Source organism: Frankia sp. CcI49 (assembly GCF_001983215.1).
Classification (GTDB): domain Bacteria; phylum Actinomycetota; class Actinomycetes; order Frankiales; family Frankiaceae; genus Parafrankia; species Parafrankia irregularis.
Genome location: NZ_MOWP01000026.1, coordinates 1 through 24,415, shown reverse-complemented (window position 1 = coordinate 24,415; position 24,415 = coordinate 1). Strand labels below are relative to the sequence as shown.

23 protein-coding genes and 1 pseudogene are annotated in these 24,415 nt (G+C 71.6%); 14 read left to right on the top strand and 10 right to left on the bottom strand.

What is annotated here, in order from left to right; translation table 11 throughout:
* Positions 1–73: 73 nt before the first annotated feature.
* Positions 74–1,618, bottom strand: a complete 1,545-nt coding sequence (locus CcI49_RS22175; RefSeq protein ID WP_083749671.1) for an alkaline phosphatase family protein — start codon at positions 1,616–1,618, stop codon at positions 74–76.
* Positions 1,619–2,321: 703 nt separating this feature from the next.
* Between CcI49_RS22175 and CcI49_RS22170 the strand changes: the two are divergent.
* From CcI49_RS22170 to CcI49_RS22160, 3 genes and pseudogenes are all read left to right on the top strand, one after another.
* Positions 2,322–2,687, top strand: a pseudogene (locus CcI49_RS22170) (type II toxin-antitoxin system RelE/ParE family toxin).
* A 12-nt stretch (positions 2,688–2,699) separates the two neighbouring features.
* Complete coding sequence (locus CcI49_RS22165; RefSeq protein ID WP_076829033.1) at positions 2,700–3,029, top strand: helix-turn-helix transcriptional regulator; 330 nt, start codon at positions 2,700–2,702, stop codon at positions 3,027–3,029.
* Between the two features lie 74 nt (positions 3,030–3,103).
* Positions 3,104–4,282 (top strand): alkaline phosphatase family protein, encoded by a 1,179-nt coding sequence (locus tag CcI49_RS22160; protein WP_054566217.1) that lies wholly within the window; start codon positions 3,104–3,106, stop codon positions 4,280–4,282.
* Here CcI49_RS22160 and CcI49_RS22155 read toward each other — a convergent pair.
* The gene (locus tag CcI49_RS22155) at positions 4,248–5,117 is read right to left on the bottom strand and encodes a hypothetical protein (RefSeq protein ID WP_131831152.1); all 870 of its coding nucleotides are present in this window, start codon (positions 5,115–5,117) and stop codon (positions 4,248–4,250) included. The two genes, CcI49_RS22160 and CcI49_RS22155, sit on opposite strands and share 35 nt — an antisense overlap.
* A 256-nt stretch (positions 5,118–5,373) precedes the next feature.
* Here CcI49_RS22155 and CcI49_RS22150 point away from each other — a divergent pair, with 256 nt between their 5' ends.
* Positions 5,374–5,892, top strand: coding sequence for a DinB family protein (locus CcI49_RS22150; RefSeq protein WP_054566219.1), 519 nt, complete (start codon positions 5,374–5,376; stop codon positions 5,890–5,892).
* A gap of 68 nt (positions 5,893–5,960) precedes the next feature.
* Here the strand turns inward: CcI49_RS22150 and CcI49_RS22145 are convergent, their stop codons facing one another.
* A complete protein-coding gene (locus CcI49_RS22145) occupies positions 5,961–6,689 on the bottom strand; it encodes a hypothetical protein (protein WP_076829029.1) in 729 nt (242 codons plus the stop codon).
* 405 nt (positions 6,690–7,094) lie between these two features.
* Here CcI49_RS22145 and CcI49_RS22140 point away from each other — a divergent pair, with 405 nt between their 5' ends.
* The 3 genes from CcI49_RS22140 (at position 7,095) to CcI49_RS22130 (ending at position 10,903) form a co-directional block, all read left to right on the top strand.
* On the top strand, positions 7,095–8,264 hold the full coding sequence (locus tag CcI49_RS22140) for an MFS transporter (protein ID WP_054566221.1): 1,170 nt from the start codon (positions 7,095–7,097) through the stop codon (positions 8,262–8,264).
* A gap of 357 nt (positions 8,265–8,621) precedes the next feature.
* Positions 8,622–9,779 carry an acyl-CoA dehydrogenase family protein gene (locus tag CcI49_RS22135; RefSeq protein ID WP_054566589.1) on the top strand — a complete coding sequence of 386 codons (1,158 nt, stop codon included), beginning with the start codon at positions 8,622–8,624 and terminating at the stop codon, positions 9,777–9,779.
* Positions 9,776–10,903, top strand: coding sequence for an acyl-CoA dehydrogenase family protein (locus CcI49_RS22130; RefSeq protein WP_076829026.1), 1,128 nt, complete (start codon positions 9,776–9,778; stop codon positions 10,901–10,903). Before CcI49_RS22135 ends, CcI49_RS22130 begins: the two co-directional genes overlap by 4 nt.
* 198 nt (positions 10,904–11,101) lie before the next feature.
* On the opposite strand, the gene CcI49_RS22125 is transcribed toward CcI49_RS22130, so the two are convergent.
* The 3 genes from CcI49_RS22125 to CcI49_RS22115 all read right to left on the bottom strand — a co-directional run bounded on the left by CcI49_RS22125 (position 11,102) and on the right by CcI49_RS22115 (position 14,703).
* Positions 11,102–11,788 (bottom strand): TetR/AcrR family transcriptional regulator, encoded by a 687-nt coding sequence (locus tag CcI49_RS22125; RefSeq protein ID WP_054566223.1) that lies wholly within the window; start codon positions 11,786–11,788, stop codon positions 11,102–11,104.
* Positions 11,789–12,077: 289 nt separating this feature from the next.
* Positions 12,078–13,913 carry a class I adenylate-forming enzyme family protein gene (locus CcI49_RS22120; protein WP_076829024.1) on the bottom strand — a complete coding sequence of 612 codons (1,836 nt, stop codon included), beginning with the start codon at positions 13,911–13,913 and terminating at the stop codon, positions 12,078–12,080.
* A gap of 1 nt (position 13,914) precedes the next feature.
* Positions 13,915–14,703: an enoyl-CoA hydratase/isomerase family protein gene (locus CcI49_RS22115; RefSeq protein ID WP_006541931.1), complete on the bottom strand. Its 789-nt coding sequence runs from the start codon at positions 14,701–14,703 to the stop codon at positions 13,915–13,917.
* A 233-nt stretch (positions 14,704–14,936) separates the two neighbouring features.
* On the opposite strand from CcI49_RS22115, the gene CcI49_RS22110 reads away from it, so the two are divergent.
* Genes CcI49_RS22110 through CcI49_RS22100 form a run of 3 tightly spaced genes read left to right on the top strand, consistent with a single transcriptional unit; the run spans position 14,937 to position 18,588 of the window.
* Positions 14,937–16,115: an amidohydrolase family protein gene (locus CcI49_RS22110; protein ID WP_076829349.1), complete on the top strand. Its 1,179-nt coding sequence runs from the start codon at positions 14,937–14,939 to the stop codon at positions 16,113–16,115.
* A 17-nt stretch (positions 16,116–16,132) separates the two neighbouring features.
* Positions 16,133–17,323 (top strand): acyl-CoA dehydrogenase family protein, encoded by a 1,191-nt coding sequence (locus tag CcI49_RS22105; RefSeq protein ID WP_076829346.1) that lies wholly within the window; start codon positions 16,133–16,135, stop codon positions 17,321–17,323.
* Positions 17,323–18,588, top strand: coding sequence for an amidohydrolase family protein (locus CcI49_RS22100; RefSeq protein WP_076829021.1), 1,266 nt, complete (start codon positions 17,323–17,325; stop codon positions 18,586–18,588). Before CcI49_RS22105 ends, CcI49_RS22100 begins: the two co-directional genes overlap by 1 nt.
* Before the next feature lie 101 nt (positions 18,589–18,689).
* Here CcI49_RS22100 and CcI49_RS22095 read toward each other — a convergent pair whose 3' ends face one another.
* Positions 18,690–19,199, bottom strand: coding sequence for an NUDIX hydrolase (locus CcI49_RS22095; RefSeq protein WP_076829019.1), 510 nt, complete (start codon positions 19,197–19,199; stop codon positions 18,690–18,692).
* A 112-nt stretch (positions 19,200–19,311) separates the two neighbouring features.
* Here CcI49_RS22095 and CcI49_RS22090 point away from each other — a divergent pair, with 112 nt between their 5' ends.
* Both CcI49_RS22090 and CcI49_RS22085 read left to right on the top strand, forming a co-directional pair.
* The gene (locus tag CcI49_RS22090; RefSeq protein ID WP_076829017.1) at positions 19,312–19,905 is read left to right on the top strand and encodes a TetR-like C-terminal domain-containing protein; all 594 of its coding nucleotides are present in this window, start codon (positions 19,312–19,314) and stop codon (positions 19,903–19,905) included.
* Complete coding sequence (locus CcI49_RS22085; RefSeq protein ID WP_241840186.1) at positions 19,902–20,819, top strand: alpha/beta hydrolase; 918 nt, start codon at positions 19,902–19,904, stop codon at positions 20,817–20,819. Before CcI49_RS22090 ends, CcI49_RS22085 begins: the two co-directional genes overlap by 4 nt.
* Here the strand turns inward: CcI49_RS22085 and CcI49_RS22080 are convergent.
* Positions 20,744–21,505, bottom strand: a complete 762-nt coding sequence (locus CcI49_RS22080) for an SDR family oxidoreductase (protein WP_076829015.1) — start codon at positions 21,503–21,505, stop codon at positions 20,744–20,746. The two genes, CcI49_RS22085 and CcI49_RS22080, sit on opposite strands and share 76 nt — an antisense overlap.
* Before the next feature lie 202 nt (positions 21,506–21,707).
* Between CcI49_RS22080 and CcI49_RS22070 the strand changes: the two genes are divergently transcribed.
* Entirely contained in the window at positions 21,708–22,571 is an 864-nt protein-coding gene (locus CcI49_RS22070) for a helix-turn-helix transcriptional regulator (protein ID WP_076829011.1), read from the top strand.
* Positions 22,572–22,589: 18 nt separating this feature from the next.
* Here CcI49_RS22070 and CcI49_RS22065 read toward each other — a convergent pair whose 3' ends face one another.
* The gene (locus CcI49_RS22065) at positions 22,590–23,039 is read right to left on the bottom strand and encodes a group II truncated hemoglobin (protein ID WP_076829008.1); all 450 of its coding nucleotides are present in this window, start codon (positions 23,037–23,039) and stop codon (positions 22,590–22,592) included.
* Between the two features lie 241 nt (positions 23,040–23,280).
* Between CcI49_RS22065 and CcI49_RS22060 the strand changes: the two genes are divergently transcribed.
* Entirely contained in the window at positions 23,281–24,042 is a 762-nt protein-coding gene (locus tag CcI49_RS22060; protein WP_076829006.1) for a crotonase/enoyl-CoA hydratase family protein, read from the top strand.
* Between the two features lie 40 nt (positions 24,043–24,082).
* On the opposite strand, the gene CcI49_RS22055 is transcribed toward CcI49_RS22060, so the two are convergent.
* Positions 24,083–24,415 (bottom strand): GMC oxidoreductase (locus tag CcI49_RS22055; RefSeq protein ID WP_241840079.1); only part of this gene is annotated, 333 nt, incomplete at its 5' end.

Below are 24,415 nucleotides of genomic sequence, written 5' to 3'. Positions count from 1 at the left end.
GGCGCGGGGTCTGGTCCGCGCCGGCGGCCGTGCCGGCCTCGCTACCAGGGCGAGGACGGACTCAGCCCGGCGGTCAGGAAGTCGTGACCTTGAAGTCGTCCACGGCCCAGTACCAGTTGTTGGTGCCGGTGTAGCGCAGCAGGAACTGGGCGTTCGTCGCTCCGGCCGGGACGGTGGCGGTCACCGTGCGCAGGCCGTTCTCGCTGGTGGTCGTCAGGGCAGCGAGCTGGGTCGCGGTGCCACCGTTGAAGCGCACCGAGACGCGGCCGGTCTGGCTGCCCTCCGCGCGGAAGTCGGAGAAGAAGCTCAGCTTCACCGTCTGCCCGGCGGTCACCGGGTACTGCGGGGTGAGCAGCGTCGAGTCGAACGCCCCGGAGCCGTGCGAGACGTCGTCCCACTCGTCGGAGTCGGCGACGGCGAAGACGTCCCGGACGAGCAGTGCGTTCTCGCGGGCCTGGCTGGCCTGGGCGCGCGACCAGAAGTCCTGCGTGGTGAACGTCCAGCCCTTCCACTCCTCCATGCCGCCGGTCGGCATCGCGGAGTTGTCGACGCTCCAGCCGGCCGGCGGGGTGTGCGTGTAGCCCTTGACCGTGGTCGGGATGCCGGTCTCGCCGCTGCGGCTGAGCAGGGACGAGCGCAGGCCGTCGAACGCGTCGGCGGCGTGGCTGCCCACCGGGACGCCGTCGAGGCCCCAGGCCGGGTTGATCGTGATGCCCATCCGGGACAGCGCGGTGGCGCCGGCGTCGGCGAGCTGGATGTCGTTGCGGTAGCCGGCGGGGACGCCGTCACCGGCGACGATCACGTAGGTGCTGCGCTCGGGGATGGTCGCCCCGCCGTGGCCGCCGGTCGGCTTGTGGCCGTGGTCGGCGGTGACGATGATCGTCCACTGCTCGCTCGCCCGGGTCGCGCGGGCGTTGATGGCGGTGAGCAGCTGGCCGAGCCGGGCGTCGGCGGTCTCGATCGCCTGGGTGAACTGGGTGCTGTTCGCGCCGTAGCTGTGGCCCGCGGCATCCACGTCGTCGAGGGCGACGAAGACGACGTCGGTCGCCGGGTCGGCCAGTGCGTTGACGCCGGCCTGGGCGGTGGTGGCGTCCGGGCCGCCGGCGAGAGAGGTGTCGGCGTGCAGGATGGTTCCGCCCGCGGTGACGTTCGTGACCAGCGGTGACCAGGTCGCGAAGGCCGCCGTGCGCAGGCTGGGGCTGACCTGCTCGATGCGGTCGATGAAACTCGGGTAGGTCGCGTACTGCTTGCCGGAGAACGTGTTGTCGACGACGTGGTGCTTCGCGGGCCAGACCCCGGTCAGCATCGTCGACCAGCCGGGGCCCGACAGCGTCTGCGCGCCCTTCTGCCCCCAGTCCGAGTCGCTCGCCGTCGAGTACAGCAGGGTGCTGCCCCAGGTGCCCGAGGCGCGCAGCGCGTCGAGGTTCGGCGCGTTCGCGGCGTCGACCCGGGCGATCTCACCCGCGCCGTCGATGCCGACGAACAGGAGCTTCGGGGTCAGGGTCGCCGCCTGGGCGGGTGCCGTGCCGGCGACGACACCGACGAGGCCGGCGGCGAGGACTCCGGCGGCCATTCCCGCGGCGAGGCGCCGCGCCGGGCGTCTGAAGAAGCTGGCCATCATGGATACAACTCCGATCAGAAGTCTGATGGTGAGGGCTGCCGCCGCTTCCGCTTCCGCTTCCGAGCAAGAAAGGAGGATTCTGGCTGCTGCAGCAACCGAAATCCTCGCTTCTTGCGGATCGCCAAGCGACTCCCTCGCCTATTTTGTCCTTATTGGCAGGAATTGCGGGCGCCGTGTGGTGGTGCGGGATCCCCGGCGGTTCGTCGTGTGGGCGCGGACAGGGCCACCAGGTCGATATCGGTGGCCCAGGGTCCACCACTTCTCGGGATTTTGCGACACGCCAAGGACGACGAAAATCCTCGGGATTCCGAGTCGTGGCCTCGAATTTCCGTGTTCGGGATCATCCACGTAGGAGGCGTGGGGTAGCACCGTGAGCGCTACCCGGGTCGTCATGCGCGGGTGGGTGTCACGATGTTCCGGCTCCGGGCGCGGCACTGCCCGGTCCGCACTGGCTCCACCTGCCTGGCCGCCGCCCCGAACCTGTCATGTGAAGTACGGTCGGGCATGCGCCATAGCTAGGTCAACGGGTACGGGATGACACCCTCGAATGTTCGTCTTCCGTTCATTCGCAGAGCTTCCTGCCCTCCAAGGGGCGCGATCGCGGATCGCCAACCTGTGTAGTCAGGTTTCCGTCCGTTGCGCTTCGGCCTGTGATCGTCGGGGCTGCTGGCGATCATAAGGATGACTTATACTCGTCGATGTGTGGGAGATCTTGCTGCACCCTGCGGTCGAGGACTGGTTCCTCGATCCGTGCCGCACGGACCCGACGAGCGCGCGGACCTGGTCTCCGAGGCCATCGACGTGCTCGCCGAGAACGGGCCGGCCCTGGGCCGGCCGCTCGTGGACCGCCTGAAAAGGCAGCATCTACCACCACATGAAGCTCCGACCTGGCTCGGCAGGCTCCACCGAGGTCCGTATGATCTTCGTTTTCGATCCCCGCCGTGAGGCGATTTTCCTGGTCGCGGGCGACAAGGCCGGAGCCTGGAGGGAGTGGTACCGGACCGCCATCCCCCTCGCGGACGAACGGTTCACCGACCATCTGACCCGCCTGAAGGAAGAGGACTGAGGAGGACCAGCCGTGAGCCCGTCGAACTGGCGTGAGGTCAAATCCAAGGCCCGCGCCGCTGATACCACCTGGGACAATGCTGAACGCGTCGAGCGCCGCGCCGAGATGCGCGCACAGATGCTCGCTTCCGTCAGCGGCGCCCAGCTCGCCGAGATCCGCCGCCAACTCGGCGTCACCCAGACCCAGCTCGCCGAGGCCACAGGGCTGACCCAGGCCAGAATCAGCCAGATCGAGAACGGCGGCGCGATGGGCCTCGACACCTTGCGCGCCTACATCACGGGCCTCGGCGGCCACCTCGACGTCGTCGCCCGCATCGGCAACATCCAACTCACCATCGCCTGACCGCCACCCCACCGAGGCTCAGTTCCCCGCGTAGCCCTGCCGGCGAGGCTGGGCACGGCCTATGATCGTGGATCATGAGCTTCCTCGCGCCTGACTACCGGGCGGGTTCGCTCGCTGACGTGATGCCGTCCGTGCTGGCCGGGATGGACGTGCCGGGCATGGCCAACGTCCTGGGGCTGCCGGCGGCGTCCAGGGTGTGCGTGCTGCTGGTGGACGGGCTGGGCTGGCAGCTGCTGCGGGAGCACGCCGACCAGGCGCCGTTCCTGACCTCGCTGGCGGCCGGCCGGGAGCCGATCTCCGCGGGTTTCCCGGCGACGACGGCGACGAGCGTCTCCGCGATCGGTACCGGAATGCCGCCTGGTGAGCACGGTGTGGTCGGCTACTCGTTCGCCGTCGGGCCCGACGAGGTGCTCAACGCGCTGGGCTGGCGCAGCCAGGGCAACGGTGCCGGCGGTGGTGACGGCGACTCGTCGGTCGACCTGCGGGACAGGATCGTGCCCGAGCAGTTCCAGCCCCGCGCGACCGCCTTCGAGCGGGCTGCGGCCGCCGGGGTGGCCGTGCGGCTCGTCGGCCCGGCGCACCATGACGGCAGCGGCCTGAACCGGGCGGCACTGCGCGGCGGGCGGCACCGCGCGGCCCACGCCCTGGGGGATCTCACCAGCGGGGTGCGCGACGAGCTGCGCGGCCCCGGCCCGATCCTCTGCTACGCCTACCACGGCGATCTCGACCTGCTGGGGCACCGGTACGGGCCGGGCAGCGATCCCTGGCAGGAGCAGCTGGCCGTCGTCGACCAGCTTGCCGCCAGGATCGCCGCGGGCCTCCCACCGGGCGGCCTGCTGGTGGTCACCGCCGATCACGGCATGGTCGCGGTCGCCGAGCAGGACCGGGTGGACGTCGACACCGAACCGGCGCTGCTCGACGGCGTGCGCCTGTTCGGCGGCGAGGCGCGCACCCGGCACCTGTACACCCACCCAGGCGCGACGGACGACGTGTGGCGCGCCTGGGGCGAGATCCTCGGTGAGCGGGCGCTGGTGCTGCGCCGCCACGAGGCGATCGAGGCGGGCTGGTTCGGCCCGCGGGTGGCCGAGCACGTCCGGCCCCGCATCGGCGATGTCGTCGTCGCCGCGCAGGGGACCCTCGCCCTGATCCGCTCAGGCGTCGAACCACGGTCGAGCCGCTTCGCCGGCCACCACGGCTCACTTACCTCCAGCGAACAGCTCATCCCACTGCTGACGGCCTCGAACTCGCGCTGAAACCCGGTCGGCTCTCGGCCGGCGCCGGGGGAGGCGGCGCGACGCCTTCGGGTTCCCGGACGCGGGGAAGATGGTCGAGCTGTCGATCGCGGATGGAGCTGCCCCGATCCCAGATCGTCGGGTTGAGCTCGTCCGGTGGGGTCGGGCCGGGCTGCTCGGTGAGTATTTCCCGGCGCGCGGCCACGGCGGCGCGCACGCGGTGGCGGTAGTCGGAGAAAACCTGGACTTCGCCGTGTGGCCAGGTGAGGTCGGTGTAGTCCATACCGTCGTGCGAGTAGTCGCCGAGGCGGTGAATCCTGACCGCGTGTTCCCTGAGCGTGGCCGGTGCGGCCGCGATGACGATCAGGCCGCCGATCCGGTCGACCCACGGCCGTGGACTCGGGTCCGGCTCCCAGGCCGGCCACTGCCGGCTGCCGAGTGGTGCGGCCTGCCACGCGCGGTTGTCGGCCACGGCGGAGTCCAGGCCGGGGGTGTGCCAACGGACCGTCCCCTCAGGCCGCCGGCCCAGCGGGAGCGTTCTGCGCAGGGCACGGGCCGCGGCGGCGGAAAAGGTGGTGAGCGTGGACGGCAGGAGCACGATGGGGTCGCTCGGGGCGGCGTCGAAGGGATTGGGCGCGAGAAAGGGACGGTCAATGAGGACGAACGTGCCCGGAATCCGCTGATAGGCGAGGCCCCACAACAGTCGGCCGAGAAGGCGGGCGCCATGCCAGTCGCTGAGAACGTGCCAGGTCTCGTGGTAGTTGTTGGTGCTGAACCTGGCATAGCCACCGGGCCGGAGAGTGATGGCCGTACAGGCCCGGCCGTCGAGCCGGAGCTGGTGGCGGTGCAGCTTCATTCTGTCGCCCACCCGGCGCCGAGAATCGGGGCGCGGCTCGGCGCTCCTTCTCACGTGTCTGTCACCTTTCCGCTCCGGTCCTTTCTCCTCGCGCGTCGCACCGCGCGCCCGGCGCCGGTGCCGGTGCCGGCGGAGCGGCTCAGCGGCCGGCTGCCGAGTACACCAGGGCAGCGGCAGGCGGGCCAATGCTTTTCGGGCTGGTCGCCGCGGAGGGCTGCCCGCATGCGCGAGGTGATGGTAGCGATACGGTTACCACATGCAGCCGCCATTGCTTCGCCCACCAGCACAACGGGTCATGCAGGCCACCACCGCCGGTGAGCGCGAAACCCTGGAAGCCTTCCTCGACTTCTACCGGGATGTGCTCGTCCACAAGGTGCGCGGTGTCGGTGACCGGGACGCCGGGCGCAGGCTGCTGCCCTCGCTCACCACACTCGCCGGCCTCGTCAAACACCTGACCGTGGTGGAACGGGACTGGTTCCACCGCATGGTCGGCGGCGGTCCCGAAGCGACCGCGGATGGAGAGGGGGGCACCAGCTGGGCGCTCGCCGAAACCGACACCGTCGATTCGCTGCTGGCGGAGTACGACCGTGCGTGCGCGCTGTCCCGAGAGATCGCGGCAGGGTACGCGCTCGATGACGTCTTCGCTCACCCCAGCGCTCCGCAGGTGTCTCTGCGGTGGATCTACGTCCACATGATCGAGGAGACGGCCCGGCACACCGGCCACGCGGACATCGTCCGCGAACTGACCGACGGCGAGACCGGCGTGCTGGGATAGCAGGCCAACCGAGYCCCGCCGCGTGGACGGTCAGGGCTTGGCCCGGTCAGGCTGAGACGGCGGCCCGGTCAGGCTGTGTGGCCGGCCGTCGGGGTGGTCGCCTCCTGGCCGGTCGCGGTGAGGTCGGGGCGCATGCGGCGCATCAGCTCGGCGAGCTCCTGCGTGGTCGGGACCGGCGGTGCGGTGACGCCGGACGGCACGAGGGGGAAGATCTGACCGAACGAGTCCGCGGTGACCCACAGGCAGGTGGGTATCGTGACGGGGGCGTTCGATGACGCCTGGGGAGAGCAGGCCGCCTGGCCGCCGCCGGGGCCTGGAATGACGTCGACGGTCGTGTGGCCGTAATATGTCGCGCCGTCGCGGAATGCCGTCAGGAGACGGGCGGGGTCGGGGGTCTTTCCCCAGAAGACGAAGAGATCGTTGTCGGGCGCCCGGTACACCGCGGAAAGCACGCTCGCGGAATCGACCGTGCCCGCGGGGAGCTGCGCGAGCGTTCGCGCCGCGAGACCTCTGGTCGCCGCTTCCGTCTCGTGGTTCCGCGGCAGCCCGCCGGCGATCTCAGGAGCGCCGCCCACGCCTCCCGGCCAGACTGGCGCGGGGGCCGAGGCCGCCGGCCCGGGAACGGACGTCACGGGCGGGTCGCCGATCTCGGAAAGGTCCCGGGCGGTGCCGCTGTCGACCCCGACGCCGCAGCTGATTCTCCCGGTCGATGCGAGCAGGACTCCCACCACGATCACGGTGGTTCCCACGACCCGGCGGAACCAGGATCGCGGGCGTTCCTCGACTGGGTCGTCCATGACCGTGCCTCACCTCACCAGCCATGCCGGCGTGCGCTCCCGTGACACGATGAGGCAGCCCGCCGGTGGCCTCTGATGTGTGATCCCAGTGCCTGTCGTCGCCACCAGAATATTCTTGTCTGCCGATTCACGTGCGGTTTTCTGTGTAGTCGTCGGACGGGTTCTCGGCGTATCGACCTGGTCATTTCGCCGACATCTGCCGGGAAGTCATGATCCAGGTGTGCGGAAAGGAAGACGGAAGCAGTATTCTGGGCCGAACAGGGGTATCCCGGCCCCGTCCGGCGGGCGGGCAGGCAGGACCTTCCGAGCCGGCCGATGCACGCACTGCGGGCGGGTTCCGGGCTCTTGCCCCTCTATGTTGGTGGGGTGCTCAGAGGAATCCAGCGTGCCCGTCCGTCCCGGCGGATGTGGCCGCTGTACGCGGCCGGGTTCACCACCGCGTTCGGAGCGCACGGCATCGCCGCGAACCTCGGTGGCTTCTCCGACGACGCGGTCACCTCGCTGCTCGTGCTCGGTGGCCTGCTCGCCCTGTATGACGGCGCCGAGGTGCTGCTCAAGCCGGTTTTCGGCAACCTCGCCGACCGGGTGGGTGCCCGCCCGGTGCTGCTCGGCGGGCTCGTCGCCTTCGCGGTCGCCTCCGCGCTGTACGCCGTCGCGGACAGCCCCGGCTGGCTGTGGGCCGCCCGCCTGGGCCAGGGAGCCGCCGCCTCCGCGTTCTCACCGTCGGCGTCGGCGCTGGTCGCCCGGCTCAACCCGGCGGCGAAGCACGGCCGGGCGTTCGGCTCCTACGGCTTCTACAAGTCGATCGGTTACACCCTCGGGCCGCTGCTCGGCGGGGTGCTGGTCTGGGCCGGGGGCCTGCGGCTGCTGTTCGCGGTGCTGGCGGTCCTCGGTGTGACGGTCGCGGTGTGGGCGGCGGTGGCCGTTCCGGTCGTGCCGCCGCTGCCACGGGCCCGGCAGACGGTGCTGGACCTCGCCCGGCGGCTGGCCAGGCCGGACTTCCTCGGCCCGACCGCCGCGTTGGCGGCGGCGACGGCCGCGCTGTCGGCCGGGGTGGGGTTCCTGCCCGTCTCGGGACGCGCGGCCGGCCTCGGGACGGTCGCCACCGGCGCCGCCGTCTCGGTGCTCGCCGCCTGTGCGGCGTTCGTCCAGCCGCGGACCGGGCGGGCGCTCGACCAAGGGCGCCTGACAGCCCGTGCCGGCATCGCCGCGGGCCTTGCGGTCACCGCGGTCGGACTGGCCGGCGCGATGCTGCCGGGCCTCGCCGGGGTGCTGATCGGCGCCGCCCTTATCGGTGTGGGCACGGGCCTGATCACCCCGCTGGGCTTCGCGGCGCTGGCCGCGAGCACCCCCGCCGAGCGCCTCGGCCAGACCATGGGCACCGCCGAGCTCGGCCGGGAGCTCGGAGACGCCGGCGGCCCGCTGCTCGTCGCCGCCGTCGCCACGCTGACCACGCTCACCTACGGCTTCGGGGCGCTCGCCCTGCTCCTCGCAGCCGGGGCGGCCATCGCCCTCGCGGGCCGCCAGGCCACGGCACCCGCTGCCGAGACGGAGCCGTCGCGAGCGGAGTCGTGACCGGTCGGGTGACCTCACGCCTCTGACAGGCCGGACGCCTCTGACAGGCCGGACGACCGTCATCGGCTTCAGCCTTGCTGCCACCGGTGACGGGCCGGTCGACGAATCCACGCGCGGCGGAGAGGACGACCCGTCCGGCGGCCATGCCGCAGCGCTGGTGCGGACTTGATCTGGCGCCCGCACAAGTCGAGCAGGGGTCCGGCCAGGGGCCGCGGCCCCCGGCCACGCTCCATCCTGGAGAGTGCCCGCTCCGCATCCTGGCGCGACCGCTCCCTGATCCTGAGCGCGGGTCTCACCACGAGCGGTTCGTCCGAGGTTCCGTTGCTTTGGCGTCCAAAAGTTCCTATATTGACGTCGATGTTGCATATAACGCGGAGCAGTGAGTGCGATCCGTATCGTGAAGATGTCGATGCGTATCGGGCGGCCCTCGAGGCATGGCTGGCCACCCGGCCGCCGGTGTTCGAGGCCGCGGCGCGCCCCATCGCGTCCTATGAACAGCGGGTGGCGGTGAGCTGCGCGCTCATGCAGGTGCTGTTCGACCAGGACTGGGCCCGCTACGGCTGGCCCGAGCACCTCGGCGGGCTCGGCGGGGACATCCGCCACCGGGCGGCGATGTGGGAGGCGCTGGCGCGCCACGGGCTGCCCGCGATGGCCCTGTTCGAGCACCTGGAGATCCTGGCTCCGACGCTGGTCGCGCTGGGTGACCCGGGCCTCATGGGCCAGCTGCTGCCCCGGTTCCTGCGCGGCGAGCAGCTGTGGTCGCAGGGCTTCTCCGAGCCGGAGGCGGGCTCCGACCTCGCCAGCGCCCGCACCCGCGCGGTGGCCGTCGACGGCGGTCACGTCATCACCGGGCGGAAGATCTGGACGAGCTGGGCGCGCTACGCGAGATGGTGCCTCGTCCTCGCGCGCACGGGAACGCCACAGGAGCGCCACCGCGGGCTGAGCGCGTTCGTCGTCGACCTGGAGCACCCGGGTGTCGAGGTCCGGCCGATCGAGCAGGCCAACGGCACCGACGAGCTCGCGGAGGTGACGTTCGACGAGGTCCCCGTCGGGCCTGAGCGGCTGGTGGGCGAGCTGGGCGGCGGCTGGCGGGTGGCGATGCACATCCTGGCCCATGAGCGGGGCACCTTCGGCTGGTACCGGCACAGCTTCCTGAACCGGCAGCTGCTCGAGAACCGGGACCAGGGCACATCCGCCGGCGACGCGCTGCTCGGCAACGCGCTGCTCGACCTGGCGGCCGTCCGGGCCGCCAGCGGTGCGGCGGTGCGGGCCCATGCCGCCGGCGGCACCCTCGGCCCGCGAGCCGCGTTCGTGAAGCTGATGCTCGCCGCGAGCGAGCAGGCGGTCAACGACTGGACGCTGGCGAGCGTCCCCGACCTCGCCGTCGCGCCGAACGATGATCACATGGCGGTGTGCCGGCAGGACTACCTGTTCTCCCGCATCGTCACCGTCTACGGAGGATCTCAGCAGATGCAGCTCGACACCATCGCCAAGCAGATCCTCCGCCTCCCGTGAGCCGCGACGGTGACGTCGGGGACGTGCAGGAACAGGCCGACCAGGAGTTCCTCGATGCGGCCTGCCTGGCCCTGCGGGCCCAGGCCGACGCCAGCCCCGGGGGCCCGGGTGGTCCGGGTGGCACCGGTGCGGGTGACGTCGCGGGTGACGGCACGCCGGGAACCCGGAGCGACCCGCTGCGGGAGCTCGGGTGGTTCGACCTGCTGCCCGAGCTGGCCGACCGTGACGCCCGCGTCGCCGCGCTGACGCTCTTCCGCGCCCAGGGCCGGGAGCTGGCCGGCACCCGTGCGCTCGGTGCCCTGCTGGCCCAGCCCTTCCTCGCCGCGGCTGGCCTGCCCCCCGACGCCGCCGTCGCGACGATCAGCCGTACGTCGGCCCGTCGGGGCGAGCGGCTGATGGTCGTCGGGGATGTCGCGGACCCGGCCGGCGCGATCGGCATGGCTGGCACGGCGCTGCTCATCGACCGGCCCGGGCACGGGGCCGCGGTGGTCCCGGCCGAGGAGGTCGAACTGTGGCCGGTGGCCGTCAGTGGGCGCCTCGAGCTCCATGAGGTGATCCACGGGCCGGAGCGCTGGGTTCCCACGGTCGACGAGGAGCACGCCGCCGTCGCCAGGGTCCGCGCCCGGTTCCTCGGACGTCTCGCGGCCGCCCTGGAGATCCTGGGCGCGGCCGAGGGCGCGCTGGCGCTCGCCGTGGCCTACGCCCGCACCCGCGAGCAGTTCGGCCGGCCGATCGGCACCTTCCAGGCCGTGCGCCATCTGCTGGCCTGGGCGCAGACCGACTGCGTGGCCCTGGAGAAGGTCACCACCGCCGCGGCGGCCCTCGACGGGGTGGAGGCGGCGCCGCCCCGCCACGACGAGGTCGTCAAGGCGCTGGCCGGCCGCAACGGCCGGCGGGTCTGCGAGCGGGCGCTGCAGGTGCTGGGCGGGATCGGGTTCACCAGCGAGCACACCCACCACCATTTCCACAGCCGGGTGCTCGCCCTCGACGCGCTGCTGGGTACGTCGGCCGAGCTGACCCACGGCCTGGGGGCCTGGCTGCGTGAGGCGGACGACGACACGACCGCGGCGGCGCTGTGGACCGCGCCGCAGCAGCCGCAGCGGCTGCTGCCGAGCAGGAGCTGAGGATCCTGGCCGCCGGCACGACCGACATCCTCAGCCCTTCTGAGCTGTGGCTTCGAGTTTCCACTGCTGCCGAGCAAGAGTGAAGGATCCTGGTCGCCGGCGCGACCAAAATCCTTCACTCTTCGGGCGGGCAGGCGGGCAGGCGGGCGCAGGCAGGCGGGCAGGGCCGGCCGGGTGCCGGTGGGGGAGCGGGCGCCGTCAGTCGCTCGCGCGGACTCCGAGCGCGTTCGCCCACAGGATGGTGAGCTGCTCGACCGCGTTGTCGAGGGTGAAGCCGGCGCTGTTGTCGGTGTTGAACAGCAGGTCGGCGAAGTAGGCGACCATGCCGCCGAGGGCCTGCGCGGCGTAGGCGGGGTCGACGGTGCGGTCCGCGATGCCGGCGTCCTGCATGGAGGCGACCCGGCGTTCGATGGAGCGGGCGAAGACCTCGTGGCGCTGCAGGCGGATCTTGTGGACGTCCTCGTCGAAGGTCGCGACCTGCTGGATGACGTGCATGATCTTGGCGCTGGTCGCGTACGTCTCGAGGTAGTGCCGGTTCGCTGCGCGGATCCGCTCGACCGGGTCGGCCGTCGAGGTGGAGGGCTCGGGGCTGAGCAGGTCGAGCTCCACGGAGTCGACGACCTCGCGGAAGATCTCTTCCTTGGACACGAAGTACGTGTAGAAGGAGCCGTGCGAGAAGCCGGCGAGGTCGCAGATGTCGGCGACCCGGGCGTGCAGGAAGCCGTCGCGCTCGAACACGGTGCGGGCGGCGTCGACGAGCTGGCTGCGGGTCTGGCGACCGCGGCGGGTGCGGCCGGTGCCGCGCCGCTTGCCGACCTCCTGGTCGTCGCGGGCCGGGCGGGGGGCGATGGGGGTGGCGGTCCCGTGTTGCGTGTGCTCCGGCACGGCGGCTCCTCGTGGCGTATGTCAACCGGCTCGGCCGGCGGTGCCGGAACCTGGTGACCAGTGACGGGTCAGGGAGGCCCGGCCTCGGTGGCCGGATCGCACCAGTCCCCTCCCGGGACGTCCGTGTCATGGTGCACGAACATTCAGGTCGACGTCGATATTGTAGATGTGGCGTTGGCAACGGTTGACGCGGCGATGATCGTAACTGTCGGCGTGTCGCCGGCGGGCCCGGACGGCCCGACCGGCGTCAGCCCTGCTGTCCCAGCCCGCTGTACCAGTCCTGCTGTGCTCAGTGCGGGTGGTCGTGCAGCCGTTCCGCGAGATCGCCGGGGTGTGCCGCCGCGTCGCGGGCGAGGGCGGAGCGCACGATCTTTCCCGAGGCCGTCCGGGGGAGTGGCCCGTCCCAGCGCACCAGTTGCTCGGGCAGCTTGCGGGTGGCGAGACCGCCGGCGCGCAGATGCGTCAGCACGTCGTCCAGCGTGACGGTTGCATCGCCCGCCACGACGACCGCGACCGCGAGCCGCTCGCCGGTCGTGGCGTCGGGAAGTCCGAAGGACGCGAACTCGGTGACCCCCGCCAGGCCCTGCACGGCGGCGTCGATCTCGCTGAGCGCGATCTTCAGGCCGTTGCGGTTCACGACCTCCTTGAGCCGCCCGACGACGGTGAGCCGGCCGGAGTCGGTGTCGATCTGATCGCCGCTGCGGTACCAGTCGCCCTCGAAGGCGGCCTCGTCATCGGCCGGGTCGAGGTAGCCGAGGAAGACGCTCGGCCCTCGCAGCAGGCCTTCCCGGGGGTGCGCGGCGGACCCGACACGTACCTCGCCGCCAGGCATGAGCGCGCCGTCGTCGGCCAGCCGGCGCTCCAGTTCGTCGGAGGGCAGGCTCCCGGAGAAGTTCGGCGCCTCGGAGGAGCCGTAGACCCGGGCGATCTCGATGCCGAACGTGCGCGACGCCAGCTCGAGCAGCGGGCGCGGCAGCATCGAGCCACCCAGCGCGAGCGTCCGCAGGCCGATACCGACGCGGTTACCGGAGTCGGCCTCGGCGTCACCCTCGCTGTCGCTGCCGGTACCGGAGTGGCTGCCGGTGTCGGTGCTCGGCGTCGCGCGGGTCGCGGCGGCGAGCAGCCGTTCGGCGATGACCGGCGCACCGCCGAGCAGCGTCGCGCCGACGTCGTTCAGCCGCCGCAGGGTCGCCGCCGGCTCGAACCGGTCCTCCAGCACGAGCGCTCCGCCCTGGTCGGCCGCGAGATGCAGCTGCATCAGGCCGGTGATGCTGGTCAGCGGGCTGACGAGGAACACGACGGCGCTCTCGTCGGCGGAGGTGATGCGCGCCATGTTCGCGGCACCGGCGGTGAGGGTGTTGAGCGAGTGGAGCACGCCCTTCGGCCGGCCGGTGGTGCCCGAGCTGAACAGGATCACCGCCGGCCGGTCCCGGTCCGGCTCGGCCCACCGCACGGCCGGCGGGTCGCCGGCCGTGGCCGGCCCGTCGAAGTGGTCAAGGGCCAGGGTGTCGGCGGTGGCCAGGGCCTCGCCGAGGCGGTCCCGTTCCCCGGTGGGCACGATGACGAAGGGCCGGGAGGGCAGCACGGCCAGCGCGTGGCGCACCTCCGCGGCCCCGCAGCGCCGGTCGAGCACGACCACGGTGGCCCCGGCCCGCAGCAGCGCGTGGTAGGCGATCACCCCGTGGCGGGTGTTGCCGCTGACGAGCACGACGCCGTCACCGGCCCGCACGCCGTGCTCGGCGAGCAGGTCCACCCCGGCGGCGACGGCCGCGGCGAGCTGGGCACTGGTCAGCGTTCGCTCGTTGTCCGCAAGCGCCGGCGCGCCCGGCCGGCGGGCGGCGGCCGCCTCGACACCGTCGGCCAGGCCGCGGCTGTCCCACTGGCCATCTGCCCGGTAGCGTGCCGCCAGCTCCGGCGGCACCCGCCTCGGTGCCGCCAGTCCCGGTGCCGCCAGTCCCGGTGCCGCCAGTCCCGGTGCCGCCAGTCCCGGTGCTGCCAGTCCCGGCGAAACCAGTTCCGTCGATGTCAGCCCTGGCGACACCGGCCCCGGCCCGCCGAGGGCCGGCTGGGCGGACGGGTCACGCGGCTGGTCGGGTCCGGGCTTGTTCCCCACGGCCGTCCCCATGTCAGGCCGATCCGGTCCGGCTCAGCATCCGGGCCAGGTTGCGCTGGAACGCGGGCTCGTCGAACGACGCGGTCTCGCTGTCGAGCGCGGTGGTCAGCAGCCCCTCGACGGCCCGCCTGATGCCGTCGTTGAGCAGCGCCTTGCTCGCGATGACCGCCTGCGGCGGCAGCGCGGCGATGCGGTCCGCGAGCTCCAGCGCGGTCGACAGGGCGGTGCCCTTCGCCACGACCCGGTTGGCCAGCCCCAGTGCCAGTGCCTCCTGCGCCGGGATCCGGTCGCCGAGCAGGATGAACTCCTTGGCGCGCAGCAGGCTGGTGAGCTGCGGCCACATCAGCGCACCGCCGTCGGCGGCGACCAGGCCCAGCATGACGTGCGGGTCGGCGAAGTACGCCTGCTCCTCGACGACGACGAGGTCGCTCATCGACGCCAGGCTGCAGCCGAGCCCCACCGCGGGGCCGTTGACGGCGCTGACGATGGGAACCCGTACGGAGGTCATCCCGCGGACGATGTCGGCGGCCTCCGCCATCACGTCGGCCCGCAGCCGCGGGTCGCGGACCATGCGGTCGAGCAGGCCGAGGTCGCCCCCGGCGGAGAAGGCGCCACCGGCGCCGGTGAGGACGACGGCGCGGATGTCCGGGTCCGCGGCGAGCGCCGGCCACAGCTCGGCGAGCGCGCGGTGCAGGCTCTCGTCGGCGGCGTTGTAGGCGTCGGGGCGGTTCAGCGTCACGACGCGCACCGCACCGCGGGCCTCGACGATCAGCGGACTGCTCGGTTCCTCGCGCTCGCTCACGTCACTCCCTGGAGATCACACGAATGTCGACGTTGCTTCGAGGTTGGCAGTTTCCTATATTGACGTCAACATTGCATATAGCTTACTGGTATCGGCCGCGGCCCGTTGTGTGACGGTGTGTACGCGCTGCTACCGCCACCGTGACCGCAACCGCGACGAACCACCGCCTCGGGCCGGCAGATCAGCAGATCAGCCGGCCGGTGAGCCGGCGGACCAGCCAGGGAAGGATCTCCATGCCGTCGAGTGTGTCCCCGTATCCGATTTTCGATGCGGACAACCACATGTACGAGACCGAAGAGGCGTTCACCAAGTTCCTGCCCGAGCGGTACCGGTCGGCGATCCGCTACGTGCAGGTCGACGGCCGGACGAAGATCGCCGTCAAGGGGCAGATCAGCGACTACATCCCCAACCCCACGTTCGAGGTCGTCGCGCGGCCGGGGGCGCAGGAGGACTACTTCCGCAACGGCAACCCGGAGGGCAAGTCGTACCGGGAGATCATCGGCAAGCCGATGCGGTCCATCCCGGCCTTCCGGGAGCCGGTGTCGCGCCTGGCCCTGCTCGACGAGCAGGGCATCGAGCGCTCGCTGATGTTCCCGACCCTGGCGAGCCTGCTCGAGGAGCGCATGCGGGACGACGTCGAGCTGACCCACGTCGTCATCCACGCGCTCAACGAGTGGATGTACGAGACCTGGCAGTTCAACTACGAGAACCGGATCTTCTCCACCCCGGTCATCACCCTGCCGATCGTCGAGAAGGCGATCGAGGAGCTCGAGTGGGTGCTGGAGCGCGGCGCGCGCGCGATCCTCATCCGGCCCGCGCCGGTGCCCGGCCCCGGCGGCTCCCGCTCCCCCGGGCTGCCCGAGTTCGACCCGTTCTGGAAGCGGGTCGAGGAGTCCGGCGTGCTGGTCGCGTTCCACTCGTCCGACAGCGGCTACAACCGGTACACCCAGGACTGGGAGGGTGCCAACCGCGAGTACCTGCCCTTCCAGCCGGACGCCTTCCGGATGATCAGCCAGTGGCGCCCGATCGAGGACACCGTCTCCGCGCTGATCTGCCACGGTGCGCTGTCCCGGTTCCCGGGGCTGAAGGTGGCCATCGTCGAGAACGGCGCGGACTGGGTCGCCCCGCTGATCAAGTCGCTGAAGAACGCCTACAAGAAGCACCCGCACCTGTTCCCCGAGGAGCCGGTGTCGGTGCTGCGGGGCAACATCCACGTCAGCCCGTTCTGGGAGGAGAACATGGCCGAGCTCGCCGGCCTGCTCGGTGTGGAGCGCGTCCTGTTCGGCTCCGACTACCCGCACCCGGAGGGCCTGGCCGACCCGGCCGGCTTCTTCAGCGAGCTGACGGACCTCACCGAGGAGGAGAAGGCCCTCATCCTCGGTGGCAACCTGTCGCGGCTGATCCCGGTATGACGAGTTCCGGGTCGGGCCTGGGGGAGAGCGACCTCGCCGAGGTGCTCGCCGCCGTCCGCGCGTTCGTGCGGGAGCGGGTGGTGCCCGCCGAGGCCGAGATCGAGGAGACCGACGCCATCCCGGCCGCGCTGCGGGCCGAGGCGGCGCGGATGGGCCTGTTCGGCTTCGCCATCCCGGCGGAGTACGGGGGCCTGGGCCTGTCGATGAGCGAGGAGGTCCGCCTCGTCGCCGAGCTCGGGTACACGACGCCGTCGTTCCGGTCGATGTTCGGGACGAACAACGGCATCGCCGGGCATGTCCTGCTGGAAGGCGCCACCGAGGAGCAGAAGCAGACCTACCTGCCGAAGATCGCCTCCGGTGAGTGGACGGCGTCCTTCGCGCTCACCGAGGAGGGCGCCGGCTCCGACCCGGCGGGGCTGACCACCACCGCCGTCCGCAAGGACGACGGCTGGGTCATCAACGGGGCCAAGCGGTACATCACCAACGCGCCGAGCGCCGACGTCCTCATGGTCTTCGCCCGCACCGACAGCACGGCGACCGGCGGCGACGGCATCAGCGTCTTCATGGTCGAGCGCCACACCGCCGGGGTGAGCGTGGCGCCGAAGGACGCGAAGATGGGCCAGGCCGGGTCGCTGACGGCGGACGTCCACTTCGACGACGTGCGGGTCGGGCCGGAGACCCTCGTCGGCGGTGCCGCCGGGGATGGGCGCGGCTACCGCACCGCGCTGCGCTGCCTCGCGCACGGGCGGATCCACATCGCCGCGCTGTGCGTCGGCATGGCGCAGCGCCTCGTCGACGAATCCGTCGCCTACGCGGCCAGCCGGTCGCAGGGCGGGCACGTCATCGGTACCTACCAGCTCATCCAGGGGCTGCTCGCCGACTCGGCGACCGACCTGTACGCCGCCCGGGCCCTGGTGACGCAGACCGCCGTCGCGTTCGACGACGGCAGCGACACCCGGATCGGCCCGTCCTGCGCGAAGTACTTCGCCTCGGAGGCGGTCGGGCGCATCGCCGACCGCGCGGTGCAGATCCACGGCGGCGCGGGCTACATGCGCGGAGTTCCGGTAGAACGGTTCTACCGGGACGCGCGGTTGTTCCGCATCTACGAGGGAACCAGCCAGATCCAGCAGCTCGTCATCGCCCGCCAGCTGCTGCGGGACGCGGCGTCGGGGGCACCGGGAGCGGCGGGCGTGAGGGGAGCGTCCTGATGAAGACCGAGGACATGGTGTTGGTCAGCATCGACGACCACGTCGTCGAGCCACCCGACATGTTCACCCGGCACGTGCCGGCGAAGTGGGCCGAGCAGGCTCCCAAGGTCGTGACGACCGACGAGGGCTTCCAGTCCTGGGAGTTCAACGGCAACCGCACCGGCACGCTGTCGCTCAACGCGGTCGTCTCCTGGCCGGCGGAGGAGTGGGGCCTCGACCCCGCCGGCTACCCGGAGATGCGCCCGGGCGCGTACGACATCCACGAGCGGGTCCGCGACATGGACCGCAACGGGATCTTCGGGTCGATGTGCTTCCCGACCTTCCCCGGGTTCAGCGCCGGCAACCTCGGCCGCGGCCGCAACGAGCTCGCCTACGTGATGATCCAGGCGTACAACGACTGGCACATCGACGAATGGGCGGCGGCCTACCCGGGCCGGTTCATCCCGCTCGCGCTGCTGCCCACCTGGGACACCCAGCTGATGGTCGCCGAGATCCGGCGGATCTCGGCGAAGGGCTGCCCGGCCGTCTCGATGCCCGAGCTGCCGCACATCGAGGGCCTGCCGAGCTACCACAACCTCGACCACTGGGGCCCGGTGTTCGCGGCCCTGGCCGAGACCGGCACGGTCATGTGCCTGCACATCGGGCAGGGCTTCGGCGCGCTCAAGCAGCCCTCCGACGCCCCGATCGACAACTTCATCATCCTGGCGACGCAGGTCTCCACCCTCGCCGCCCAGGACCTGCTGTGGGGCCCCGCGATGCGGGACTACCCGGCGCTGAAGATCGCCTGGTCGGAGGCCGGGATCGGCTGGATCCCGTTCTACCTGAGCCGCTGCGACCGCCACTACTCCAACCAGAAGTGGCTGCGCCGCGACTTCGGCGGCAAGCTGCCCAGCGAGGTGTTCCGCGAGCACTCGCTGGCCTGCTATGTGACCGACCCGGTGGCCCTCAAGGTGCGCCACGACATCGGCATCGACATCATCGCCTGGGAGTGCGACTACCCGCACTCCGACTCGATCTGGCCGGACGCCCCCGAGCAGGTCATGGCCGAGATGGTCGGCGCCGGCGCCTCCGACGAGGACATCGACAAGATCACCTGGCAGAACTCCTGCCGGTTCTTCAACTGGGACCCGTTCCGCGGCCTGCCGCGGGAGCAGGTCACGGTCGGTGCCCTGCGGGCCAAGGCCACCGACGTCGACACCGCCGTTCGCCCGCGCAAGGAGTGGGCGGAGCTCTACAGGCAGCGCCACGCAACCGCCGCGGGCTGACCGGCTGACTGCCTGACTGGCTGACGCCGGTTCTGCACCGCGCCGCATCCGCTGCGCCCACTGGGCCCGGCCGCCATCCCGGCGGCCGGGCCCAGCTGTATTCACGGCGTGGTGTGGTCGGGGGCCCAGCCGTCGTGCAGGTAGGCGGTGTGGCCGAGGTGGCGTGCCCGGACGGCGGCCTGAACGCGACGTGCCAGGCGCGGGACGAGAAGGGTGTCGCATTCCGCGGCGGTGCACAGGCGCCAGGCACGAAGCTCGCTCTCCTGGAGCCGCAGGCCGCGCTCCTGCGACGGGGAGAACAATCCCCCGTCGAAGACGAAGTGGACCAGTGCGGGGCGGCCGTCGGGTTGCGGCGGTACCCAGTCGGCGACCAGGAGGCGGCCTGGCTGGACGTCGATGCCGAGTTCCTCCCGGATTTCGCGCTGGGCGGTCTGCAGCGGGTGTTCACCGTCGTCCATGCCCCCGCCGGGGATCTCCCAGGTGTCGTCCCGGTAGGTGGGTTGGACCAGCAGGACCCGGTCGTTGGCATCGCAGAAGATCGCTCCAGCGGCGGCGATCACTCGGGGTAGACGCGCGTAGTAGGTGGCGGCGGGCAGGGGCGGCGTGGGCATGCGCCATGACAGCAGGTGCAGCCGGGGCCGCGACCGAGAACCGCGACCGCGCCCCATCCTCTTCCTAGATATCCTAGGATGTTCCTAGGGGTCCTAGGAATGCGGAGGGTGCATGGCGCGAGCCGGGCTCACGGTGGAGCGGGTGACGGTCGCGGGCGCCGATCTGGCGGACGAGGTCGGTCTCGGCCAGGTGACCATGTCGCAGGTCGCTCGGCGTCTCGGGGTACGAGACGCGAGCCTCTACACGCATGTCCGCAGCCTGAAGGATCTGCACGGGCGGATCGCGCTCCTGGCAGCGGACGAGAAGTCCATCCAGATCGCGGAGGCGACCTCCGGGCGGGCAGGCAAGGACGCGCTGGTCGCGTTCGCGAACGCCTGGCGGGCGTACGCGCACCGGTATCCGGGTCGCTACCTGGCCACGCAGACCCCGATCCAGATCGCCCCCGAGCTCGCCGCGCAGGCGCCCGGCCCCCGGCGTGCGGTCGCGCTGACCTACCGCATGCTGCGCGGCTACGGCCTGGCCGAACCCGACCTGACCGACGCGGTCCGGCTGCTGCGCAGCACGTTCCACGGGTTCGTCGCCCTGGAGGCCGCGGGTGGGTTCACGCATGAGCGTTCGCCCCAGCAGTCCTGGGTCCGCACCCTCGATGCCCTGCACGCCCTGCTGGAGCACTGGCCGGCGGCGACGGAAGGACACTCCTCATGACCGAACCGACCATCGGAAGCCTGCGTGTGCACGGTGCGACCCTGCACTACGAAACACGCGGTCAGGGCCCGCTCCTGCTGCTGATTCCCGGCGGGACGGGCGGTGCCGCCGCCTTCGATGCCATCGCGGACGATCTGGCTGCCGAACACACCGTCGTGACCTACGATCCGCGCGGCATGTCCCGTAGCGTGCTGGACGACCCCGAGGCGCAGCAGCGCGTCTCCGAGCACGCCGACGACGCTTTCCGTGTGCTGCAACTGCTGTCCCCCGCGGAGCCCGTCAGGGTGTTCGGCGCCAGCTCAGGCGCCATCGTCGCCCTTGATCTGCTCTCCACTCATCCGGAGCGCATCGAGCGCGTCGTGGCCCACGAGCCGCCGGTCGTGGAACTCCTGCCGGACGCCGCCGAACACCGCGCTCTGATCGCCCGAGTGCAGGAAACATTTCAGAGGCAGGGCCTCATGCCGGCGATGGCGGAGTTCGCCGCCGGACTGGAGCGGGACGGCGGCGCCGCACCGAAGGCCGAGATCGAGCTTCCACCGCAGGCGGCGGCGCGAGCCGAGCAGACAATGGCCAACCTGCCCTACTTCGTCGGACGCATCGTGCCCAGCTTCATGTCCTATTCGCCCGACGTCCAGCGGCTGGAGTCGCTTTCCGAGCGCCTCGTGCTCGCCTGCGGCCAGGACTCTCACGGCGAGCTTCCGTATCGTGCGGCCGCCTTTCTGGCCGGGCGGCTCGGCGCGGAGCCGTGGCGTTTTCCCGGCGGGCACACCGGTCTGACCACGCACCCCGCCGAGTTCAGCGAATTCCTGCGGAAGGCTCTCGCGGCGTCCCCGCCTTTTCAGATCAGGCGGTGGCCGCCGTCGACGTGCAGCACGGCGCCGGTCATGAACTCGTTGCGCAGAACGGCGAGGTAGGCCTGCGCGAGGTCCGCCGGGGTGCCGATTCGCCCGACCGGGAGGCGGTGTGCCATCTCCGCGAGCGCGGATGACCGGTCGACCCCGGCGAGTGTGTCCCAGACCGGGGTGTCGACCCAGCCGGGGGAGACCACGTTGACGCGGATCGGCGCGAGTTCGAGGGCGAGCGCGTAGGCGAGCGATTCCAGTGCCCCGTTCGCGGCGGCTACGACCGAGCCGCTGACCGACGGCCGGTAGGCGGCGATGCCGGAGGTGAAGGTGAGGGAGCCGCCGGCCGGCAGCCGCCGCGCGCAGTGCTTGGCGACCAGCCAGGGGCCGAGCACCTTGGTACCGAGAAAGCCCAGGGCGCCCTCGACGCTGATCGTGGCGATCGGCCCGCTGGCGCCCGTCCCGTCAGCGGCCGTCGTCACGACGTGTTGGATGGGCCCGGCTTCCTGGAAAAGCCGCTCGACGTCGCTCTCCCGGGAGATGTCCGCCGCAGCGGTGCAGACGAGCGTTCCCGAGCGGTCGAGGGCGCCCAGCGAGCGGGCGGCGGCGGCCAGCCGGTCGCCGGAACGTGACACCACCGTCACCTCGGTGCCTGCGCGCACCAGTGTCTGGGCGAGCCCAAGCCCGATGCCGGAGCTACCCCCGACGATCAGCACCCGTCCGCAGGCCGCGGGCAGGGGCTGGTCGGACGACACCATGCCGGCCGAGGTGGGTGTGCCGGCCGAGGTGGGTGTGCCGGCGGATGACGTCGGAGTCGGGGCTGGAGTCGTCATGACGCCCAGACTGGCGGCAGGCAGCCGGCCCGACGAGACCGTGCTGTACCGGGTGATGCCGAACCAGGGTGTGGCAGGGCCAGGCAGCGGGCCCGGCCGACGGGACATGGGCTGACACAATCGGTAGATGGCCGATGACCACGGGATGGGAGCCTTCCTGCGGGATCGGCGGGCCCGGGTGCAGCCGGCGGACGTCGGGCTTCCCGGCGGGCCGGGCCCTCGGCGCACCCGCGGCCTGCGGCGGGAGGAACTGGCGGCGCTGGCAGGGGTGAGCGTCGACTACTACACCCGGATCGAGCAGGGCCGCGAGACCGCGCCGAGCGATGCGGTGCTCGATGCGCTCGCTCGGGTGCTGCGGCTCGACGACCACGAGCGGGCATACCTGTTCACGCTCGCCGATCACGCGGCCCGCCGGGCACCCCGGCAGCCGGTGACGCCCAGCAGAGTCGTCCGGCCCGGTCTGGCGCAGCTGCTGGAGTCGGTGCGGACGAACCCGGCGTTCGTCCTCAGCCAGCTCAACGACATCCTGGCCGCGAACCCGGAGGGCCTGGCCCTGCTCGTCGGGATCGACCGATGGCCGGTAGGCCGGCGCAACCTCATCCGTTACGTCTTTCTGGACCCGGCATCCAGGACCGTCTTCGTCGACTGGGAGCGGATCGCCCGCAACACCGTCGCGCACCTGCGTGCGGTCAGCGCCGCAAGCTCGGAGCCGGCGGACCTTACTGCGCTGGTGGAGGAGCTGTCCGCCAGCAGCGCGGAGTTCGCCGAGCTGTGGCGGACCTATGACGTGCGGGTCAAGACGGGTTCCGAGATCCGGTTCCGGCATCCGGCTGTCGGCGAGTTCAGCCTCCGCTCGGAGATCCTCGGGCCCGGCCCGGACGGTCAGCGGTTCGTCGTCTACCAGGCCGCGCCCGGCAGCCGGGACCAGGACGCTCTCGTCCTGCTGGCCATGACGATCGACGGCGGCAGCGGCGAGCGCGTCACCAGCTGAGACCGGACCTGTGGCGGGTCAGTGGACGAGCCCCTGGTACCCCCAGCGGGGGGTGGCGCCGGGATCGCCCAGGTCGGTTCCGACGGGATCCTGGGAAACCTCCTGGGCGATGGCGGTGCCCCACTCGAAGTACTCCATGAGCGTCGTGGCCAGCTCCGGCCGGGCGGGTAGCACCTCGCCGATCGCGTCAGCCATCAGTTCCAGCCAGCGTTGGCGGTGCTCGTCGCGGATGCCGAGGCCGAGATGGCTGCGCAGCAGGGCCTGATGCCCGCCGAGGCGGGCCGAGAAGTCCGCCGGGCCCCCGAAGACCTCTCCCAGCCAGATGGCGACATGGTCGAGGTGGGTGGGTGTGAAGTGCGCGAACACGGGTGCGAGCACCTCGTCCGCGAGCACCCGGTCGTAGAACGCCTCGGAAAGTCGCCGAAGACCTTCGAGCCCGCCGACGTCGTCGTAGAGCGAGGAGCTCATTGTTTCCTCCAGTGGGACGGCTGTCGCCAGCCTCCCGGAAGTCCTGACGGACCGGAACGACTTTCGCCGGTCGCGGATTCGCCGCGGGCGAACGACCACGGGCCCAACTGTTGTTCCCCGCCCGCCCGCCCGCGTGCACTGCCATGTCACCATTCCAGCGTGGTTGGCTCGGCCGATGGGCCGATGGGCCGGTCTGATGAGCTGATGAGCTGATGACGAGACAACCTGTTGAGGAGGTCCGATGGCCGACGAGGCGCTGGTCGATGTCGACGGCGACGTCATGGTCATAACGCTGAACCGGCCGGCGGTGCGCAACGCGTTCAACCGCGCGGCCAGCCAGGCGGCGGCGGACGCGTTCCGGGAGTTCGACGCCCGCCCCGATCTGAGAGTGGCCGTGCTGACCGGCGCGGGCGGCACCTTCTCCTCCGGCCAGGACCTCAGAGCATTCGCCGATGGCGAGGCCGCCGAGGTCGAAGGTGGGCTGGCCGGCATCACCGGCGCGCCTCCGCGCAAGCCGGTGATCGCGGCCGTCGAGGGCTATGCCCTGGCCGGCGGCTTCGAGGTCGCGCTCGCCTGCGATCTGATCACGGCGGCGTCCGATGCGGTTTTCGGCCTGCCCGAGGTGCGCCGCGGCCTGGTCTCCGGAGCCGGCGGTCTGCTGCGGCTGTCCAGACGCATCCCGTACCACACCGCGATGCGCCTCGCCCTCACCGGCGCGACGCTGCCCGCCCCGCAGGCCTTTGAGTACGGCCTGGTCAGCACCCTCACCGAGCCGGGTGAGGCGCTGGCGGCTGCGCTGGACCTCGCTGCCGAGATCGCGGCCAACGCGCCGCTGGCCGTCATCGGCAGCAAGGAGGTCGTCGCCGGATCAGCGCAGTGGGGCGCCGACGAGGCCTGGCAGAGGCAGCGGAAGATCATGAAGCAGGCCGCCCGGTCCGCCGACGCACGTGAAGGCGCGATCGCCTTCACGGAGAAGCGCCCGCCGATCTGGCGCGGCGAATAGCAGGCGCCGTGACGTCCCGGACGGCCGGTGTTCCGTCGAATCAGAAGATGGTGCCGACGTCCTGGGTGACGATGCGGGACATGCTGTGTTCGGCGAGGGCGGCGATGGTCATGGACGGGTTGCACGCGCCGGTGGAGCCGGGGATGCGGGCGCCGTCGAGGACGTAGAGGCCGCGGTGGCCGACGACGCGGCCGGTCAGGTCGACGGCTGATCCCATGGGGACGCCGCCGAGGGCGTGCCAGGTCGAGTTCTCGGTCAGGTTGGTGTCGATCATGACGCCGCCGCCGGTGAGGGCGAGGCCGGTCATGCGTGCGGAGATCAGGGTCTGCAGTGCGGTGTCGGCGCCGATGGGCCAGGTCAGGACGGCGTCGTC

Bases quoted from the DNA above. Each gene is read 5' to 3' on its own strand.
- CcI49_RS22060 (WP_076829006.1), top strand. From the start codon at position 23,281: ATGGCCGACGAGGCGCTGGTCGATGTCGACGGCGACGTCATGGTCATA.
- CcI49_RS22160 (WP_054566217.1), top strand. From the start codon at position 3,104: ATGAGCTTCCTCGCGCCTGACTACCGGGCGGGTTCGCTCGCTGACGTG.
- CcI49_RS22100 (WP_076829021.1), top strand. From the start codon at position 17,323: ATGAAGACCGAGGACATGGTGTTGGTCAGCATCGACGACCACGTCGTC.
- CcI49_RS22135 (WP_054566589.1), top strand. From the start codon at position 8,622: ATGTTGCATATAACGCGGAGCAGTGAGTGCGATCCGTATCGTGAAGAT.
- CcI49_RS22155 (WP_131831152.1), bottom strand. From the start codon at position 5,117: ATGAAGCTGCACCGCCACCAGCTCCGGCTCGACGGCCGGGCCTGTACG.
- CcI49_RS22110 (WP_076829349.1), top strand. From the start codon at position 14,937: ATGCCGTCGAGTGTGTCCCCGTATCCGATTTTCGATGCGGACAACCAC.
- CcI49_RS22175 (WP_083749671.1), bottom strand. From the start codon at position 1,618: ATGGCCAGCTTCTTCAGACGCCCGGCGCGGCGCCTCGCCGCGGGAATG.
- CcI49_RS22140 (WP_054566221.1), top strand. From the start codon at position 7,095: ATGTGGCCGCTGTACGCGGCCGGGTTCACCACCGCGTTCGGAGCGCAC.
- CcI49_RS22120 (WP_076829024.1), bottom strand. From the start codon at position 13,913: ATGGGGACGGCCGTGGGGAACAAGCCCGGACCCGACCAGCCGCGTGAC.
- CcI49_RS22080 (WP_076829015.1), bottom strand. From the start codon at position 21,505: ATGGTGTCGTCCGACCAGCCCCTGCCCGCGGCCTGCGGACGGGTGCTG.
- CcI49_RS22065 (WP_076829008.1), bottom strand. From the start codon at position 23,039: ATGAGCTCCTCGCTCTACGACGACGTCGGCGGGCTCGAAGGTCTTCGG.
- CcI49_RS22095 (WP_076829019.1), bottom strand. From the start codon at position 19,199: ATGCCCACGCCGCCCCTGCCCGCCGCCACCTACTACGCGCGTCTACCC.
- CcI49_RS22085 (WP_241840186.1), top strand. From the start codon at position 19,902: ATGACCGAACCGACCATCGGAAGCCTGCGTGTGCACGGTGCGACCCTG.
- CcI49_RS22090 (WP_076829017.1), top strand. From the start codon at position 19,312: ATGGCGCGAGCCGGGCTCACGGTGGAGCGGGTGACGGTCGCGGGCGCC.
- CcI49_RS22070 (WP_076829011.1), top strand. From the start codon at position 21,708: ATGGCCGATGACCACGGGATGGGAGCCTTCCTGCGGGATCGGCGGGCC.
- CcI49_RS22145 (WP_076829029.1), bottom strand. From the start codon at position 6,689: ATGGACGACCCAGTCGAGGAACGCCCGCGATCCTGGTTCCGCCGGGTC.
- CcI49_RS22150 (WP_054566219.1), top strand. From the start codon at position 5,374: ATGCAGCCGCCATTGCTTCGCCCACCAGCACAACGGGTCATGCAGGCC.